The 16,598-nt window shown below is 67.7% G+C and carries 18 protein-coding genes; 8 read left to right on the top strand and 10 right to left on the bottom strand.

The features are described from left to right. The first annotated feature begins 703 nt into the window (after positions 1 to 703). The 7 genes from fliL (at position 704) to fliR (ending at position 5,292) form a co-directional block, all read left to right on the top strand. The gene (fliL, locus tag ACIP1U_RS25940) at positions 704 to 1,198 is read left to right on the top strand and encodes a flagellar basal body-associated protein FliL (RefSeq protein ID WP_400321236.1); all 495 of its coding nucleotides are present in this window, start codon (positions 704 to 706) and stop codon (positions 1,196 to 1,198) included. Positions 1,199 to 1,356: 158 nt separating this feature from the next. Beyond that, the gene (gene fliM, locus ACIP1U_RS25935; protein WP_400321233.1) at positions 1,357 to 2,376 is read left to right on the top strand and encodes a flagellar motor switch protein FliM; all 1,020 of its coding nucleotides are present in this window, start codon (positions 1,357 to 1,359) and stop codon (positions 2,374 to 2,376) included. Next, positions 2,369 to 2,821 carry a flagellar motor switch protein FliN gene (fliN, locus tag ACIP1U_RS25930; RefSeq protein WP_400321230.1) on the top strand — a complete coding sequence of 151 codons (453 nt, stop codon included), beginning with the start codon at positions 2,369 to 2,371 and terminating at the stop codon, positions 2,819 to 2,821. The genes fliM and fliN overlap by 8 nt, the downstream gene beginning before the upstream one ends. Before the next feature lie 68 nt (positions 2,822 to 2,889). Then, a complete protein-coding gene (fliO, locus tag ACIP1U_RS25925) occupies positions 2,890 to 3,312 on the top strand; it encodes a flagellar biosynthetic protein FliO (protein WP_400321245.1) in 423 nt (140 codons plus the stop codon). 92 nt (positions 3,313 to 3,404) lie between these two features. Next, positions 3,405 to 4,139 carry a flagellar type III secretion system pore protein FliP gene (gene fliP / locus ACIP1U_RS25920; protein ID WP_400321243.1) on the top strand — a complete coding sequence of 245 codons (735 nt, stop codon included), beginning with the start codon at positions 3,405 to 3,407 and terminating at the stop codon, positions 4,137 to 4,139. 64 nt (positions 4,140 to 4,203) lie between these two features. After that, the gene (gene fliQ / locus ACIP1U_RS25915; RefSeq protein ID WP_029047088.1) at positions 4,204 to 4,473 is read left to right on the top strand and encodes a flagellar biosynthesis protein FliQ; all 270 of its coding nucleotides are present in this window, start codon (positions 4,204 to 4,206) and stop codon (positions 4,471 to 4,473) included. 33 nt (positions 4,474 to 4,506) lie between these two features. Continuing rightward, positions 4,507 to 5,292, top strand: coding sequence for a flagellar biosynthetic protein FliR (gene fliR / locus ACIP1U_RS25910; protein WP_400321227.1), 786 nt, complete (start codon positions 4,507 to 4,509; stop codon positions 5,290 to 5,292). Here the strand turns inward: fliR and ACIP1U_RS25905 are convergent. The 10 genes from ACIP1U_RS25905 to ACIP1U_RS25860 all read right to left on the bottom strand — a co-directional run bounded on the left by ACIP1U_RS25905 (position 5,289) and on the right by ACIP1U_RS25860 (position 15,145). Next, positions 5,289 to 6,299: an NAD(P)H-dependent flavin oxidoreductase gene (locus ACIP1U_RS25905; protein WP_400321224.1), complete on the bottom strand. Its 1,011-nt coding sequence runs from the start codon at positions 6,297 to 6,299 to the stop codon at positions 5,289 to 5,291. The genes fliR and ACIP1U_RS25905 overlap by 4 nt on opposite strands. A gap of 8 nt (positions 6,300 to 6,307) precedes the next feature. Further along, positions 6,308 to 7,315 carry an NAD(P)H-dependent flavin oxidoreductase gene (locus tag ACIP1U_RS25900; RefSeq protein ID WP_400321221.1) on the bottom strand — a complete coding sequence of 336 codons (1,008 nt, stop codon included), beginning with the start codon at positions 7,313 to 7,315 and terminating at the stop codon, positions 6,308 to 6,310. 52 nt (positions 7,316 to 7,367) lie between these two features. Continuing rightward, on the bottom strand, positions 7,368 to 8,051 hold the full coding sequence (locus ACIP1U_RS25895; RefSeq protein WP_400321218.1) for a TetR/AcrR family transcriptional regulator: 684 nt from the start codon (positions 8,049 to 8,051) through the stop codon (positions 7,368 to 7,370). A 28-nt stretch (positions 8,052 to 8,079) separates the two neighbouring features. Continuing rightward, positions 8,080 to 9,159, bottom strand: coding sequence for an ABC transporter ATP-binding protein (locus tag ACIP1U_RS25890; RefSeq protein WP_400321215.1), 1,080 nt, complete (start codon positions 9,157 to 9,159; stop codon positions 8,080 to 8,082). After that, the gene (locus tag ACIP1U_RS25885; RefSeq protein WP_400321213.1) at positions 9,156 to 10,142 is read right to left on the bottom strand and encodes an ABC transporter ATP-binding protein; all 987 of its coding nucleotides are present in this window, start codon (positions 10,140 to 10,142) and stop codon (positions 9,156 to 9,158) included. The genes ACIP1U_RS25890 and ACIP1U_RS25885 overlap by 4 nt, the downstream gene beginning before the upstream one ends. Beyond that, complete coding sequence (locus ACIP1U_RS25880) at positions 10,139 to 10,966, bottom strand: ABC transporter permease (RefSeq protein ID WP_400321210.1); 828 nt, start codon at positions 10,964 to 10,966, stop codon at positions 10,139 to 10,141. Before ACIP1U_RS25880 ends, ACIP1U_RS25885 begins: the two co-directional genes overlap by 4 nt. Before the next feature lies 1 nt (position 10,967). After that, entirely contained in the window at positions 10,968 to 11,924 is a 957-nt protein-coding gene (locus ACIP1U_RS25875) for an ABC transporter permease (protein WP_400321207.1), read from the bottom strand. 4 nt (positions 11,925 to 11,928) lie between these two features. Further along, a complete protein-coding gene (locus tag ACIP1U_RS25870; protein WP_400321205.1) occupies positions 11,929 to 13,491 on the bottom strand; it encodes an ABC transporter substrate-binding protein in 1,563 nt (520 codons plus the stop codon). 74 nt (positions 13,492 to 13,565) lie between these two features. Next, a complete protein-coding gene (locus tag ACIP1U_RS25865) occupies positions 13,566 to 14,720 on the bottom strand; it encodes a thiolase family protein (protein ID WP_400321202.1) in 1,155 nt (384 codons plus the stop codon). 23 nt (positions 14,721 to 14,743) lie between these two features. Continuing rightward, positions 14,744 to 15,145 carry a Zn-ribbon domain-containing OB-fold protein gene (locus ACIP1U_RS25860; RefSeq protein WP_400321199.1) on the bottom strand — a complete coding sequence of 134 codons (402 nt, stop codon included), beginning with the start codon at positions 15,143 to 15,145 and terminating at the stop codon, positions 14,744 to 14,746. Between the two features lie 249 nt (positions 15,146 to 15,394). Between ACIP1U_RS25860 and ACIP1U_RS25855 the strand changes: the two genes are divergently transcribed. Continuing rightward, positions 15,395 to 16,522, top strand: coding sequence for an acyl-CoA dehydrogenase family protein (locus ACIP1U_RS25855; RefSeq protein WP_400321196.1), 1,128 nt, complete (start codon positions 15,395 to 15,397; stop codon positions 16,520 to 16,522). Positions 16,523 to 16,598 lie beyond the last annotated feature (76 nt).

The raw sequence follows: 16,598 nt of genomic DNA, 5'->3' as shown, positions 1-16,598 counted from the left end.
AGCAATCCTACATTGACGACTCTGCCGGTCGCTATCCCTCTGCATTGTCTTCTGAACAACGTTCCGAGAACATACAAGGGGAGCGAACAAGCGGGCAGGGAAAGGCTTGCGGGTTCACCCGCGATAGCGCCAAGCGAGCGCAGCGACGCGTTCTGTGCCAGCGCCCCTGACCTGAGATACTGCCGGCGCGCAGCGCAGCCGTAGGCGTTCCCGAGTTGACCCACGCAGCAGGGGCCACCCACAGCTCTGGGCTCGTTCAAAAATCGCGTCAATCCAGAGCCACCGTGGCGCACCAGGGCGGCAGGCAGTCCTATTCTGCGACGAAGCAAAGACCCGTACGAAAGCCCCAGCACACTACGATAAGAGTGGCCGCCCGCCCAGGGCAGTAAACGCGCTTTTTGGTGACTTTTTGTCGCTCGGACAAAAAGTTACCCGCCCTTTAGGGCGGAACAGGGCATATCAAGCACCACCAGATGCCAGCCGCAGGCAAAGCCCCAGCCCCACCCAACCCCAAAACCTCAAGTTCCCGCCCCACCACTCGTTAACCCCCCTGCAGGCGCGCACCACAAAGCGCCCGCTAGCGTAGCCATGCCTGCCCCCTTTCCGCTCAAACGGCCAAGCTGAAAGGGTTTCCCCCTTTTTTTCGGCCCTTTGCTGGCCTGCAATTCCGGAAGAATGGCAGGCATTCCGACACAGGCTTCTCATGGCGAACACGGCTTCCCCTTCCCGGACTGGCAGCAACACAGGCAAGCGCGGTCGGCTGCTGCTGATCGGCGGCGGCGTGCTTGTCCTGGCTCTGGGTGCCGGAGGCTTCGTGCTGGGCAGCGTGCTGAGCAACCGCCAGCCGGCGGCTGCCGCCGCGCCGGCAGCCCCGGTCATTCCGCCGCCGATTTTCGTACCGCTGGATGCGTTCACCGTCAACCTGAAGAGCGAGGACGGAGACCGCTTCCTGCATACCGGCCTGTCGCTGAAGGTGGCGGATGCCGAGACCCAGGCGCGCCTGGCGCAGTACCTGCCTGAGGCACGCAGCCGCATCCTGCTGCTGCTGTCGGCACGCCAGCCCGCCGATCTGGCCACGGTCGAAGGCAAGCGCAAGCTGGCCGACGACATCCGCACCACCATCGCCCAGCCCTTTGCCACCGGCCTGCCCGGCCAGCGCGTGCTGGATGTGTTGTTCACCTCTTTCGTGGTGCAGTAAGCGCCCGCTTGCGCCCTGCCCCGCCCGCCAACCGATATGAAACTGTCCGCCGCCACAAAGCCACGCCCCGCCCCCGCATGCCGCCGGGCACGGTGATGCGCGCCTGGCCAAACCGCAACGGTTTCATCCATAACGCCGCACAAGGGGCAGGACACTAGATGGCCTACGACAAGTTCCTCTCGCAAGACGAGGTCGACGAGCTGCTCAAGGGCGTATCCGGCGAGGCCGATACGCCCAAGGCCAGCGAGCCGGCGCCGGATGACAGCGGGGTGCGCCCGTACAACCTGGCAACGCAGGAACGCGTCATCCGCGGCCGCCTGCATACGCTGGAAATCATCAACGAGCGTTTCGCTCGTTCGCTGCGCTCGGCACTGTTCAATTTCATCCGCCGCGGCGCGGATATTTCGGTCGGCGGCGTCAGGATCGAGAAGTTCGGCGATTTCGCCCGCAACCTGCCGATGCCGACCAACCTGAACCTGGTCCACCTGAAGCCGCTGCGCGGCACGGCGCTGTTCGTCTACGACCCGAACCTGGTGTTCCTGGTGGTGGACAACCTGTTCGGCGGCGACGGCCGCTTCCACACCCGCGTGGAAGGGCGCGACTTCACCCAGACCGAGCAGCGCATCATCCAGCGCATGCTGGAGCTGACGCTGGCCAGCTATGGCAGCGCCTGGCGCACCGTGCATCCGATCGAGACCGAGTACATCCGCTCGGAGATGCACACCAAGTTTGCCAATGTCGCCACGCAGAACGAAGCCGTGGTGACCACCGCCTTCCATATCGAACTGGGCGCCGTCGGCGGGCAGCTCCACGTGTGCCTGCCATACGCGATGATCGAGCCGCTCAAGGACCTGCTGATGAATCCGCTGCAGGACGAGAAGGAAGTCGACAAGGGCTGGGTCAACCAGCTGTCAAGGCAGCTGCGCGCGGCCGAAGTGGAACTGGTCGCCGAGTTCGCGCACCTGCAGAGCACGGTGGCCGAAGTGCTGGCGCTGCGCGCCGGCGACGTGCTGCCGATCGAGCTGCCGGAGAAGATCTTCGGCAAGGTGGACGGCGTGCCCGTGATGCAGTGCGGCTTCGGCACCATGAATGGCCAGTACGCGCTGCGGGTAGAACGAATGATCAATCACCAGGACGGCGATTCCCACCTGGACACCGAGGACACCGATTATGAGTGACGGCTTCGAGGACAAGCCGGTCGATCCGATGGACGACTGGGCCAGCGCGCTGGCGGAGCAGACCAGCGCCACAGCTGCCGAAGTGCCCGCCGCGGTTCCTGCGGCCTCCTCCGCGCCCGCGGCCACCCCGGCTGCCGCCACTGTCTTCCAGCCGCTGGCGAAGGAAGCGGCCAGCGGCTTCCACAACGATATCGAGATGATCCTCGATATCCCGGTGCAGCTGACGGTGGAACTGGGCCGCACCAAGGTGCCCATCAAGAACCTGCTGCAGCTGGCACAGGGCTCGGTGGTCGAACTGGACGGGCTGGCCGGCGAGCCGATGGACGTGCTGGTCAACGGCTACCTGATCGCGCAGGGCGAGGTGGTGGTGGTGAACGACAAGTTCGGCATCCGCCTGACGGACATCATCACGCCGTCCGAACGCATCCGCAAGCTGAACAAATGACCATCCGGAAGTACCCCGCTCGCGGTGGCGGCTGCCTCCGGGCCGTCGGCGCCAGCCTCGCCACGCTGATGCCGGCGCTGGCGCTGGCCGCCGAGGACAAGCCGGCACCGGCCATCAGCGGCGCGGGCAGCCTGGCCCAGGCCGGGCTGGGGCTGTTTGCCGTGATCGCGCTGATCCTCGGCATGGCCTGGCTGGCCCGGCGTGCCGGGCTGGTGCGCCATGCCACCGGCGGGGTGATGAAGGTGGTCGGCAGCACCATGCTGGGCGCACGCCAGCGGCTGGTGCTGGTGGAAGTCGGCGACACCTGGCTGGTGCTGGGCGTCAGCCCCGGCGAAATCCGTCCGCTGCACAGCATGCCGGCGAACACGACTGGCAGTACCTCCGCCAACCCGCTGACCCCGGCACACGCCACCGGCATGCCGCAACCGCCGACCGGCGGCACCTTCGCCGAGAAGCTGCTGCGTTCGCTGCAATCCCAGTTCAAGTCATGAATTCCCTGTGTGCCGCATTGCGGCGCCGCTTCCGGCCCGCGTGCCTCGCCGTGGCCGCGCGCTACAGCCCGTTGTCGTTTGTCCTGGCCTTGATGCTTGCCGCCGCCGCGGCGCTGGCGCTGGCATTGGCGCCATCGTCCGCCTGGGCACAGCAGCTCCCCGGCGTGATCAGCAAGCCCGCCCCGGGTGGCGGCCAGATCTGGTCGCTGCCGATCCAGACGCTGGTGCTGCTGACCTCGCTGTCGTTCCTGCCGGCGGCGATGCTGATGATGACCGGCTTCACCCGCATCATCATCGTGCTGGGCCTGCTGCGCAACGCGCTGGGCACGGCCACCTCGCCGCCCAACCAGGTGCTGGTGGGCCTGTCGCTGTTCCTGACCTTCTTCGTGATGGCACCGGTATTCGACCGCGTCTACAACGACGCCTACAAGCCGCTGTCGGAAAACAAGATCAGCCTGGAAACGGCAGCCGCCAAGGCCGCCGAGCCGCTCAAGGCCTTCATGCTGCGCCAGACCCGCGAAAAGGATCTGGCGATGTTCGCGCAGATGGCCAAGGCGCCGGAAATGCAGGGCCCGGAAGAAGTGCCGCTGAGCATCCTGGTACCCGCCTTCGTCACCAGCGAGCTCAAGACCGCGTTCCAGATCGGCTTCACCATCTTTATCCCGTTCCTGATCATCGACCTGGTGGTCGCCAGCGTACTGATGGCGATGGGCATGATGATGGTGCCGCCGGCCACCATCTCGCTGCCGTTCAAGCTGATGCTGTTCGTGCTGGTGGACGGCTGGCAGCTGCTGCTGGGATCGCTGGCGCAGAGCTTCATGAACTGAGGCCAGTTGCCTCGCCCTTCGCCCCTTCGCCCCTTCGCCCCGTCGCATTTCCCAGGACCGAGCCATGACACCGGAAACCGTAATGACCATCGCCACACAGGCGATGAAGATGACCCTGCTGCTGGCCGCGCCGCTGCTGCTGGTGGCGCTCGCGGCCGGCCTGGTGGTGAGCCTGTTCCAGGCCGCGACGCAGATCAACGAGATGACGCTGACTTTCATCCCCAAGCTGATCGCGCTGTTTGCCACCATGGTGCTGGCCGGTCCGTGGATGATCAACACCATGGTTGACTACATGCGCGAGGTGTTCCAGAGCATTCCCGCGCTGGCGCACTGACGCACTCTCCTTTCCGCTTTCCGGCAGACTGCCGTGGTCGAATTCACTTCAGCCCAGCTCTACGGCTGGCTCGCGGCATTCCTGTGGCCCTTCTTCCGCATCCTGGCGCTGATCGGCACCGCGCCGCTGTTCGGAGAATCGACCATCCCGCGGCGCGCCAAGATCGCGCTGTCGGCGATGATCGCGATGGTGGTGTCGCCCACCATCGCGCAGCTGCCGGCGGCGCCGGTGTATTCCTTCGACGGCCTGCTGATCATCCTCAATGAGGTCGGCATCGGCCTGGCCACCGGCTTTGTCATGCGGCTGGTCTTCGCCACCGTGCAGCAGGCCGGCGAAATCATTGGCCTGCAGATGGGCCTGTCGTTCGCCTCTTTCTTCGACCGTGCAGCCGGCGGCCAGACCATGGTGCTGTCGCGCTTCCTCAATGTCATCGCGGTACTGTTGTTCCTGGCGCTGGACGGCCACCTGATGATGCTGGGTGCGCTGGTCGACAGCTTCAACGGACTGCCCATCGGCGGCACACCGCTTTCGGCGGGCGGTGCCATGGCGGTGGCGCGTGCCGGCGGCATGGTGTTTGCGTCGGGGCTGCTGCTGGCGCTGCCGATGATCGCCGCGCTGCTGACGCTGAATCTGGCCATGGGCATCCTGAACCGCGCCTCGCCGCAGCTGTCGATCTTTGCAGTGGGCTTCCCGGTGACGCTGTCCGGCGGCTTCCTGGTGCTGATGCTGGTGATGCCGCAGATGGGCACCTACATGCAGCACATGATCGAGGCCGGGCTCGAGTCGATCAGGACGGTGCTGGGGCAGTTCGGGCGCTAGCGCCCCGCCGCGGTAGTGGTAACGGTGCGCCGTAGCGCTGAGCAGGCCTGCCACGCGTCTGCCACCAACCGCTGAACGATATGGCCCGCCGGCTCGATCGCGTCGGCAAAACCGCCCGCGGGCCCGAGCGACACGATGCCTTCTTCGACTTCCCCGCCAAGATAGACCCGCGCCTTCGTGCGCGACGACAGGATCAGGTCGCCGAACTCGCGATGGCTGCGCGCTCCCTCCGCTTCCAGCCGCTGCACCTCGCGCGCGGCGGCGTTGTGCAGCACGCGCCAGGTGTCGTTCAGGCTGCCGAGGATGGTGGTCGAGCAGTGTTCGTCGGCATCGACGATGCGCTGTTTCATCGCCGCATGGGCATCGATCTCCGAGGCCACCATGAAGCGGCTGCCCATTATCACGCCATCGGCGCCGAGTGCCAGCGCCGCGGCCACCTGCCGGCCGTTGCCGATGCCGCCGCCGATCACCAGCGGAATCTGCAGGCGCTCCAGCGCAAACGCACCGCTGACGAATGCCGACAGCTGGTTGGCACCAGGATGGCCGCCCTCTTCCAGCCCCACCAGCGCCACAGCATCCACACCCAGCCGCTGCGCGCTGACGGCGTGTCGTACGCTCGGGCATTTGTGCAGCAGGATGCCGCCGGCGCGGTGGATTGGTTCCACCAGCGCGCCAGGCGCGCTGCCGGCGCTCTCGAACAGCCGCACGCCTTCTTCGCAGGCAATATCGATCCACGCCGGCACGTCGGCATTCAGTTCCGGGCGGCGCGAGATGGTCAGGTTGACGCCGAAGGGCTTGCCGCCGCTCAGCGCGCGGCAGCGGCGCAAGTCGGCGCGATAGGCATCAAGCGAGGCGAACGAGCGCGCGGTGATGTAACCCATCGCGCCGGCGTTGACCACAGCAGCGACCACGCCCGAGGTGCCCAGGTGATGCATGCCGCCGAGCAGGATCGGATAGCGGATGCCGAGCAGCTCTGTGATGCGCGTGCGGAAGGCTGGCGTGTCCATGGCAAGTCTCAGGCGGCAAGACGCCCGCCGGCAACCTCGGCGCTGCCGAGCATGGCCGCCGTGTCGCGCTGCGCTTGCGCATACTGCTGCGCCAGTTCGCCCACCAACGTGGCCACGTCGGTGACGGCATCGACGCCCGACACCGAGTGTCCGGCACTCCAGATATCGACCCAGCGCCGTTGCCCGCCGCGTGCCGCCTTGCCCTTTTCGCTGAACAGTTCGCGCGCGCGCTCGGGCGTGACCGGGCCGCTGAGCGACTTCGGGTCCAGCCCGGCCGCCTCTACGGATGGCCGCAGCATGTTGGTGTCCAGGCCGGTGAAGGCCTGCGTCAGCATGACGTCGTCCAGCGTGCTGTCGACCAGCATCCGGCGGTAGCCGTCGCTGGCCATGCTCTCCGGCGTGGCGATGAACTTCGTACCCATGCAGCCGAGATCGCAGCCGAGCACCCGCGCCGCCCACAGCGCGGCGCCGTCGGAAATGCCGCCTGACAGCACCAGCGGCCCGTCGAACATGCGCCGTACCGCACGCACAAATGACAGCGTATTGAGCCACCCGGTCTGCCCGCCGGCGCCAGCGGTCAGCAGCACCAGGCCATCTGCGCCGGCCTGCAGCGCCTTCTCGGCATGCCGCAGCGTGGCCACGTCGGCCAGCACCATGCAGCCCGCATCATGCAGCGGGCCCACTACCGCGGCAGGCGAGCCTACGCTGGCGATCACCAGTTCGACCCGGTGCCGCACCAGCACCGCCACGTCGCCCGCCAGCATCTGCGGATCGCGGCGCATGATGAGGTTGGGACAGACCGGTGCGACGGGCCCTTCGGCATCCTGGCAGCGTTGCGCGACCTGCGCGAGCCAGACGTCGAGTTCTTCGGCCGAGCGGGCATTGACCGTGGGAAAGGCGCCGATGACGCCGCTGCGGCAGGCGGCGGCGACCAAGTCGGGCCCGGAGACTCGCAGCATCGGTGCGGCGATCAGCGGCAGCTTGAGCCGCGAAGACAGGAAAACCGGCAGCGTCATGCAATATTCTCCGTTGTCCTTGCGCACCGGTGCGGGCGCGGGTATTGCCGGGTCAGCCCGGCGGCTTGCCGGTCTCCGCCGGCACATGCAGCCCAATGCCCTGCGACAGCACGCGGATCGCCATCTCCCCGGTCTGCTCCAGGTCGAAAGCGTCGGGATCGATCAGCGCCTGCGACACCAGCCCGCGCAGCAGCGCCAGCAGGAGCACGCCGAGCGCCTGCGGATCGACGTCGGCGCGGATTTCGCCGCGTTCGATGCCGAAGCGGATCTGCTCCGAGAAGAACTGCACGCTGCGCTCGTTGAACGGGCGCGCCAGCGGCTGCAATTCGGGCATCGACGAGAACGACTCGGCCCACAGCACGTGCATCGCGCGCGAGCGCACCGCATCCTCCGAGGCCAGCCCGACATAGGCGCGGATAGTCGCCTCGATATTGCTCAGGCCTGGCCGCACCCGCACCGGGTTGTGGGTCTTGGCCCATTCCTGCGCGCGCGCGCGGAAGCCGGTGAGGATATGGTCGAAGACCTCGGCCAGCAGGCGCTTCTTGCTCTTGAAGTAGTAATTGGGCAGCGAATGGCTGTAGCCGGACTCGCGCCCAACATCGACCAGCGACAGCTTGGCCGCGCCGTGCTTGGCGATCAGCCGGATAGCGGTATCGATCATCCGGCACATGGCCGCTTCGCGCAGCTCGGCGTTGGTCTTGGCTTCAGATTCGACAGGGTCCGCGGGTAAGCTCATGACTCATCTCGATAATGGATCGGTACCGTCAGTCCGGCGCCGGCAAGGGGTGGTGGCACGCCACGGCATGGCCCAGCGGCCCCTGCGGCTCCCCCGGCCCATGCGTGCCGGCCACCGCCAGCAGCTGCGGCACCTCCTGCGCGCAGCGCTCGCTGGCGCGCGGGCAGCGGGTACGGAAGCGACAGCCCGATGGTACCGCCAGCGGCGAAGGCGTTTCGCCGCGCGCGGAGGCTGGTGCATCGGGATGGCGCGCACGCCGGCTCGGTTCCAGCGACGGCACCGAGGCCAGCAGCGTCGCAGTGTACGGGTGCCGCGGTGACCGGTAAAGCGCGTCGGTCGGCGCCAGTTCACATACCTTGCCCAGGTACATCACCATGACGCGGTCGCTGATGCCGCGCACCACGCCCAGGTCATGCGAGATAAACAGCATAGTCAGGTTGTGCGCCGCCTTGGCGTCTTCCAGCAGGTTCAGCACCTGCGCCTGCACCGATACGTCCAGCGCCGAGACCGGCTCGTCGCACACCAGCAGTTCGGGGCGCAGCACCAGTGCCCGCGCAATGCTGACGCGCTGGCACTGCCCGCCCGACAGCTCGTACGGCCGCCGCCGGCCGACCATGTTGCCGTCCAGTCCGACGCTGGCCAGCGCCTGCATGGCTTGCTCGCGCCACGTGCGTGCGTCGCCGCGGCCAGCGACCTCCAGCGGCATCTGCACGATATCCAGGATGCGATGCGCGGGATTGAGCGAGGACATCGGGTCCTGGAACACCATCTGCATGCGCTGGCGCAGCGCCCGCAGCGGCGCGCCGCGGGCCGCGAACACCGGCGCGCCGTCGAAATGGACGGTGCCCGCATCCGGCGCGGGAAGCGCCATCACGGCGCGCGCCAGCGTCGACTTGCCCGAGCCGGATTCACCGACCACGCCGAGCGTCTCGCCCGGGATCATGTCGAACGACACATCCGACAGCGCCTGCACACGGCGGTGGCCGCGCGCGCGGTAAGTCTTGACCAGGTTGCGCGCGCTCAGCAACACCCCTTCCGCCTCGCGCGGCGATGCCATGGAGGCGGCAGCCGCCAGCCGAGGGCCGAGAACCGATTCGATTGCGCTCACGTGGAAGCCTCCTGCAGCGGATGCCAGCATGAATAGAGATGACCGCCGCCGGCATCGGCCTGCGCCGGCGCAGCACCCTCGCACAGTGCCGCGCGCTGGTTGCAGCGTGGCGCGAAACGGCAGCCCGGCGGCGGCGCCACCAGGTCGGGCGGCTGCCCGGCAATGGTCGGCAGCCGCACATGCGACGGCCCTTCGGTGCGCGGCACCGACTGCAGCAGTGCGTGGGTATAGCGCATGCGCGGATGCCGCAGCACATCGGCCACGCTGCCGCGCTCGACCAGCCGGCCGGCGTACATTACCGCCACGTCGTCGCACATCTCGGCCACCACGCCAAAGTTATGCGTGATCAGGAGCATCGCCATCGCATGGCGGTCCTGCAGCCGGCGCAGCAACTCCAGGATCTGCGCCTGCACGGTCACGTCCAGCGCCGTGGTCGGCTCGTCGGCGATCAGCAAGCGCGGGTTGCAGGCGAGCGCGATGGCAATCACCACGCGCTGGCGCATGCCCCCCGACAACCGGTGCGCATATTCGGCGGCGCGCTGGCGCGGATCGGAGATGCCGACTTCGGCGAGCATCTCCACGGCCCGTTCCCGCGCGGCGCGCACGCCCAGGTCGGTATGCTGGCGCAGCACCTGTTCCAGCTGGCGGCCGATGGTCAGCACCGGGTTCAGCGAGGTCAGCGGATCCTGGAAGATCATCGCGATCTCGCGGCCGCGCACCGCCTGCATCTCATGCTCGGAAAGCTGGCGCAGGTCGCGCCCGGCAAAGACGATGCGGCCGCCGGCTGCGCGCGCCACACCGGCCGGCAGCAGTCCGATCAGGCTGCGCGCCAGCACGGACTTGCCCGAGCCGGATTCGCCGACCACGCCCAGCGTGCGGCCCGCCTCCAGCGTGAACGAAACCCCGTCAACCGCCCGCAGCGTGCCATGCGGCAGCGCGAGATGCGTGTGCAGGTCGGTGACTTGCAGCAGTGGTTGTGTCATGCGGCCCTCCCCCGGCCATCGATGCGGCGCTGGATTTCCTCGCCGACCTGGTTCAGCGCAAAGATGGTCAGGAACAGCATCGCCGCCGGAAAGAACACCGCATGCGGGCCTTCCAGCACGCGCGATTGCTCGCTGGCCATCATCGACCCCAGCGTCGGCGCCGGCGGCGGCACGCCCAGGCCGAGGAAGCTGAGCGCCGCTTCGGCGAGCGCGCCGATGGCGATCATCAGCAGGCCGTAGGCGAGCAGCGGCGGCACCAGGTTGGGCAGCAACTCGCGCACGATCAGGCGCGCATCGCTCATGCCGGCGGCGCGCGCCGCGGTGACGAACTCCTGCTCGCTGAAGCGCAGCGTGTTGGCGCGGGCAATGCGCATCACCGCCGGCACAAACACGATGCCGAGCGCCACCACCACCTTGACCAGCGCCTGGCCCGGGTACGCCACCATGGCGATCACCAGCACCAGCGGCGGAAACGCGAGCATCACGTTGGCCAGCATCAGCACCGCGCGCTCGACCCAGCCGCGGAAGTAGCCGGCGCACACGCCCAGCACGCCGCCCAGCACCAGCGCCAGCGTGACCGAGCCCAGGCTCACGGCCAGCGTGATGCGAAAGCCGTGGATTGTGCGCGAGAGCACGTCGCGGCCGAGCGAGTCGGCGCCGAACCAGCGCGTGGCGTCGGGCGGCGCCAGCATGTCGACCAGGCTCATGCGCATGGGATCGCGCAGCGGCAGCCAGTCGGCGCAGGCGGTGGCCAGCACCACCAGTGCCAGCCAGACCACCGAGATCACGTAGGTCTTTGCGTATTTACGGGATGGGCGCCGCATGTCAGGCCTCCGCGTCGCGCAGCAGACGGGGATCGACCAGCGCATAGGCGAGGTCCGTCAGCAAGTTGATCAGGATGAACATGATGGCAACGAAGAGCACGATGCCCTGCGTCATCAGGTATTCCTGCTGGTAGATCGATTCCACCAGCAACTGGCCCACGCCGGGCAGCGCGAACATGGTTTCTATCACGATGGCGCCGCCCATCAGCCGGCCCATGTTGACGCCGACCACCGTGATCAGGTTCAGCGACGACGGCCGCAGCGCGTTCTCGAACAGGATGCGCCAGGTCGGCAGCCCCATGCCGCGCGCCAGTGCGATGAAGTTCTGCTGCAGCGTGGTCACCATCTCGCTGCGCAGCAGCCGCAGGTAGACCGGCACCTCGATCAGCGCCAGCGACAGCACCGGCAGCACCATGCCTTCCAGGTTGGCCAGCACGCCTTCGGAAAGCGGTGTGTAGCCGGTGGCGGGCAGCCATTGCAACTTCATCGCCAGCAGGTAGACCAGCGCCAGGCCGAGCACAAACGCCGGCGTCGACAGCAGCGCCAGGCATCCGGCCAGCACCCCGTGGTCCAGAGGCGAGCCGCGGCGATACGCGCTCAGGATGCCGAGTGGTACCGACAGCCCCAGTGCCACCACCTGTGTCAGCAGCACCAGCTCGATCGTTACCGGCAGGCGTGACAGGATCACGTCGAGGGTAGGCTCGCCAGAGTGGATGGCATGGCCCAGGTCGCCGCGCAGCACGTCGCCCAGCCAGCCCAGATAGCGCACGGGCAGCGGCTGGTCCAGTCCCAGCTCGGCACGCAGCGCCGCCACGCGCTCCGGCGTGGCGGAGTCGGCCAGGATGGTCTGCGCCAGGTCGCCGGGCAGCAGCGCCACCAGCAGGAAACTTACCGCGGAAACCGCCAGCAGCGTGGCAGCGATGCCGGCCAGGCCGGTCAGGATGCGTCGCCAGGTCATGGATCTACTCCCGCCAGAGGTCCGCGAGGCGGACGAGTCCGTCCGGCACCACCGTGACGCCCTGCACCTGTTTTTTCGCCACGATGGTGTCGGTCACGTTGTACAGGTAGGCAATGGGCATCACCTCCTGCGCCAGCATGCGTGCAAAGTCGGTATAGGCCTCGCGGCGGACCTGCGGGTCGGTAACCCTCATGCCGCGCTCCAGCAAGCGGTCGGTGGCCGGGATGCCGTAGCCGCCGTAGTTGCTGGAGGGATTCACCGAGCCGTAGCGCGAGTGATAGAAGTAGAACGCATTCATGTGCGGATCGGCGCGGCCGGTGAAGCGGTACAAGCTGGCCTCGAACTGCCTGGAGGACATGTTCTGCACCAGCCGGTTCTGGTCGTACGGCACCAGCGACACGCGGATGCCGGCCTCGGCCCACATCTGCTGCAGCGACTGCGCCAGGTTGCGGTTGTCGGGCGAGTTGTTGAACTGCAGCGTGAACGCCACCGGCTTGCCGTATTCGGCCACCAGCGCGCGGGCGCGGGCCAGGTCGTATTTCGGGTAATCGGCCACGGGTTGCGTCACCATCGCGATCCCCTTGCCGAAGGGGCTGTAGGCCAGCGTCGGCACCCCAAAGCCGAGCGTACGCGCCAGCAGCTCCCGGTCCATCGCATGCGCCACCGCCTTGCGCACGCGCAGGTCATCGAGCGGCGCGGACTTGAGGTTGAAGTAGACCCCTTCGGTGCCGAAGCCCGCGGGATAAAACAACTGCACGCGCTTGTCGCTGCGCATGCGGTAGATAAAGCGCATCGACGGTTGCAGGATGATGTCGGTCTGGCCCGACAGGAAAGCGGTCTCACGGGTCTCGGTGTTTTGCATGCCGCGGAACACCACGCGGTCCAGGTATGGTTTGCCTGGCTGCCAGTAGTCAGGGTTGCGCTCGACCACGAAGCGGCTGTTGCGAACCCACTCGACAAAGCGGAACGGGCCAGTGCCAACCGGGCGCGTGCCGACGCCAACGGGATCGCGCCCGAACGCCGTGGGCGACACCATCACGCCGGGCGCATCGGCCAGCAGCGTGGGCAGCGCGGCATTGGGTTCGCTCAGCACGATCTCAACGGTATGCGCATCCAGCGCGCGCGCATCGCGCACCTCGCGCATCGACTGCAGGCAGCGGCAACGATTAGCCGGATTGCGCGTGCGCTGCAGGTTGGCCACGACGGCCTGCGCGTCGAACGGCGTGCCGTCGTGGAAGCGCACGCCCTGGCGCAGTTGTATGCGGTAGCGCTTGCCGTCTTCCGACACGGTAATGCCTTGCGCGAGCCACGGCACGGCGTTGCCCTCAGCGTCGATGTCGAACAGCGATTCATACACCGGCGTGGACAGCTGGCGTTCAGTGAAGGTGCCGGTGCGGATGGGATCGACCACCGCGGGATCCTGGGCGATGCCGACGGTCAGCGTACCACCGCGCCGTGGTTCGGCCGCGATGGCGCTGCCTGCCGCTGCCGCGAGCACGGCCGCCGCTGCCAGCCATGCGGCGCGCACGGCCGCACGGCGGCGGCCGCGAGTCTGTCCTTGCATCATGCTGTCTCCGTGTGAGTGATGCCGGGCGTCTGTCGCGCCACGGTCAGTTTCGGGCGGATGTGCCCGGCCGGCCCCTAGTCGCGCTGCAACATATGCACGTAGCACACCGCTCCCACGCCCACCATGTGCGCCAGCCCGATGCGGGCCCCGACGTGCTGACGAAGGCCGGCCTCGCCGCGCAATTGCAATGCGATCTCGCCAATCTGCCCGATGCCGGTAGGTCCGATCGGATGCCCCATCGCGATCAGCCCGCCGGACGGGTTCACCGCGCACTGTCCGCCAATATCCCAGGCGCCCTCCTTGAGCAGCGGCACTGCCCTGCCGGGCGCGCACAGGCCCATCGCCTCGACGTACTCGACTTCCTCGATGGAAAAAGCATCGTGCAATTCCAGCACGTCGACCTGGTTGGGCCGCAGGCCGGCATCGCGCAACGCCATGGCGGTGGTTTCCTCAGTCAGGTTGGCGTCGAAGCGGGTGGCGTCGTCGTACAGCCGCTGGCTGCGCGCGGCCGACGCGGTCACGCGCACGGGCTTGCTGCCGGCCACGCCGAGCCGGCGGATCGCGTCCTCGGACGCCACGATCACCGCCGCGGCGCCCTCGCCCACCGGACAGCACTGCAGCGTGGTCAGGCTGCCCGACACCGGCCGCCCGGCCAGCACCTCGTCCAGCGTGCGCGGCTGCTGGCGGTGCGCATGGGGATTCTTCGCGCCGTTGCCGTGGTTCTTCACCGCGACGCGGGCGATGTCTTCATGCGCGGCGCCGTGGCGCTGCGCATACTGGTCGGCCAGCAGCGCGAAATGGGTAAAGGGCACGATCGCATCGTCGGCAAGGTGACCGATGCCGCAGGCCGCCTCGCCGCGCGCCACCGGACCGTTGCCGGGCTTGTCCACGCCGACCGCCAGCACCACGTCGCTGATGCCGCTGGCCACCTCCATGCACGCCTGGCGGAATGCGGCCGAACCGGAGGCCGAGGCGTTTTCCACATGCATGATCGGGATGCCGGTGGCGCCCAGGTGGCGCAGCATCGGCCGGCCCGGCGCCATCGGCAGCAGGGCCTTGGCGAAGTAGGCCGACTCGACGGCCGGCCATTCGATGCCGGCATCGGCCAGCGCGCCGCGCACTGCGGCCAGCCCCAGCGTGGCGTAGGTCTCTTCGCTCAGCGGCTGGTAGCGGTGCCAGCCGGCGCCGATGACATATACGGGACGCATGTCCTTGAGGGTGCGGTGCATGAAGGTTCCTTGGTCGGACAGGGTCACGGGTGGGCGCTGAAGCGCAGGTCCAGCTGAGCACCGCCATCGGCCTGGGGGACTTCTTCAAGCGTGGCGAACATGGGCTGTCCCGCCACCAGCGGCGCTTCGCTGCCGGCTCCAAGCAGCGTACGCACCACCGGGCCGTCATCCAGCGCGACCGACAGCACCGTGAACGGGACCTCGCGATCCTTGCGCGCATGCATCTGCACGCGTGCCGATGCCACCAGCCGTCCGCGTCCGGCCAGCAGCATCGGCGTCAGCGCATCTCCGGCCTGGCCGCAGCGTTCGCAGCCGTAGGCCTGCATCGGGAAAAAGATATGGCCACAGGCGCAGCGGCCGCCGCGCAACTGCGGGGTCCCGAATTCCGGGACGGTGTACAGCGAGGGCTTCAGGGCATCGGGCATGGCGCAGGAGTCGTTGACATCAGGTGCTTTTCAGTCTGGAAATTTATTAGCAATTAATCAAGGATCAAGTGAGTGGATCCGGGTAAATCCGGGCAAGAGAGAACAACCTAGGGTAATCACGGAAATTTTTTACCGTAACACCAACAAGATCCTTGACTACTATCCAATAAGATTTCGACGCATCGATCTTCCACAATCCAGCCGTGGCCGCTCAGCGTGCGCCGCGACGCCAAACCGGAGTTGTTCCGCATGTACGAATTCCGTGAAGACACGCGCGCCATGAAGGACCTCGTGCGCCGCCTGGTCAACGATTTCCAGATGCCGCTCGAGGCCCGCGTGCTGCGCGGCGAGGCACTGACCCGCGCCGATTACGAGCCCGGCCGCGAGGCGGCGCGCCGAGCCGGCCTGTGGGGCCTGGGCCTTCCCGAGGCAGTGGGCGGCACACCGCTGCCGCTGGTGGACCGCCTTGCCATCACCGAGGAAAACTTCCGCTGCCTGACGCCGCTGCGCTTTGGCGGCCGGGCGCTGCCGAACCTGCTCGGACTGCAGGGCGAGCAGCGCCAGCGCTACCTCGATCCGTTCCTTGCCGGCACCAGGTTCCTGGCCTTCGCGCAGACCGAGCCAGGCGGCGGTTCCGACCCGGCAGGGGCGATCCAGACCCAGGCGCGGCGCAAGGGCGACGGCTGGGTCATCGACGGCACCAAGGTATTCATCAGCGGCGTGGCCGATGCCGACGTCGTCTTCGTCGTCGCGCGCACCGACAAGGACAAGCGCGCCAGCGGCATCTCGATGTTCGCGGTGGAGGCCGGCAACCCCGGCATGATCAAGCGCGAGATCCCGATGCTCGGCGGCTTCCGCACCCACGAACTGATCTTCGATGCGTGCGAAGTGCCTAGCCACGCGCTGGTCAGCAGCGAAGGCGGCGGCTTCCGCAGCGCGCAGCAGGCGCTGTCCGCGGCGCGCTTCGATGTGGCGGCGCGCGCGCTGGGCATTGCGCAGCGCTGCCTGGACATGATGATCGGCTATGCCAAGGACCGCGTGCTGTTCGGCGAGCCGCTCAGCAAGCTGCAGGCGACACAGGCCGCAATCGTCGACTCATGGGTCGAGGTGCAGCAGAACCAGCTGCTGCTGTACCGCAGCGCCGAAAAGCACGACCGCGGCGATGACACCCGCGTCGAGGCGGGCATGGTCAAGATGACCTGCACCGAAATGGTCGACCGCGTCATCGACCGCGCCATCCAGTTGTACGGTGCCGCCGGCTGCGCGCTCGACAACCCGCTGGCCCACTGGTACAGCCACCAGCGCCTGGCACGTATCTACGAAGGCCCCACCGAGCTGCACAAGTACCGCGTGCTGGCGCGCTACCTGCTCGCCTGAGCGCCCCCCTTCTCACCCGACTACCCGACTACCCGACCACCCCACCACCATCCGGCCAACGCGCCAGGGAGAGCCA

It is taken from the genome of Cupriavidus sp. NPDC089707 (assembly GCF_044748965.1).
GTDB lineage: Bacteria > Pseudomonadota > Gammaproteobacteria > Burkholderiales > Burkholderiaceae > Cupriavidus.
This window is presented reverse-complemented; position numbering and strand designations above follow the sequence as displayed.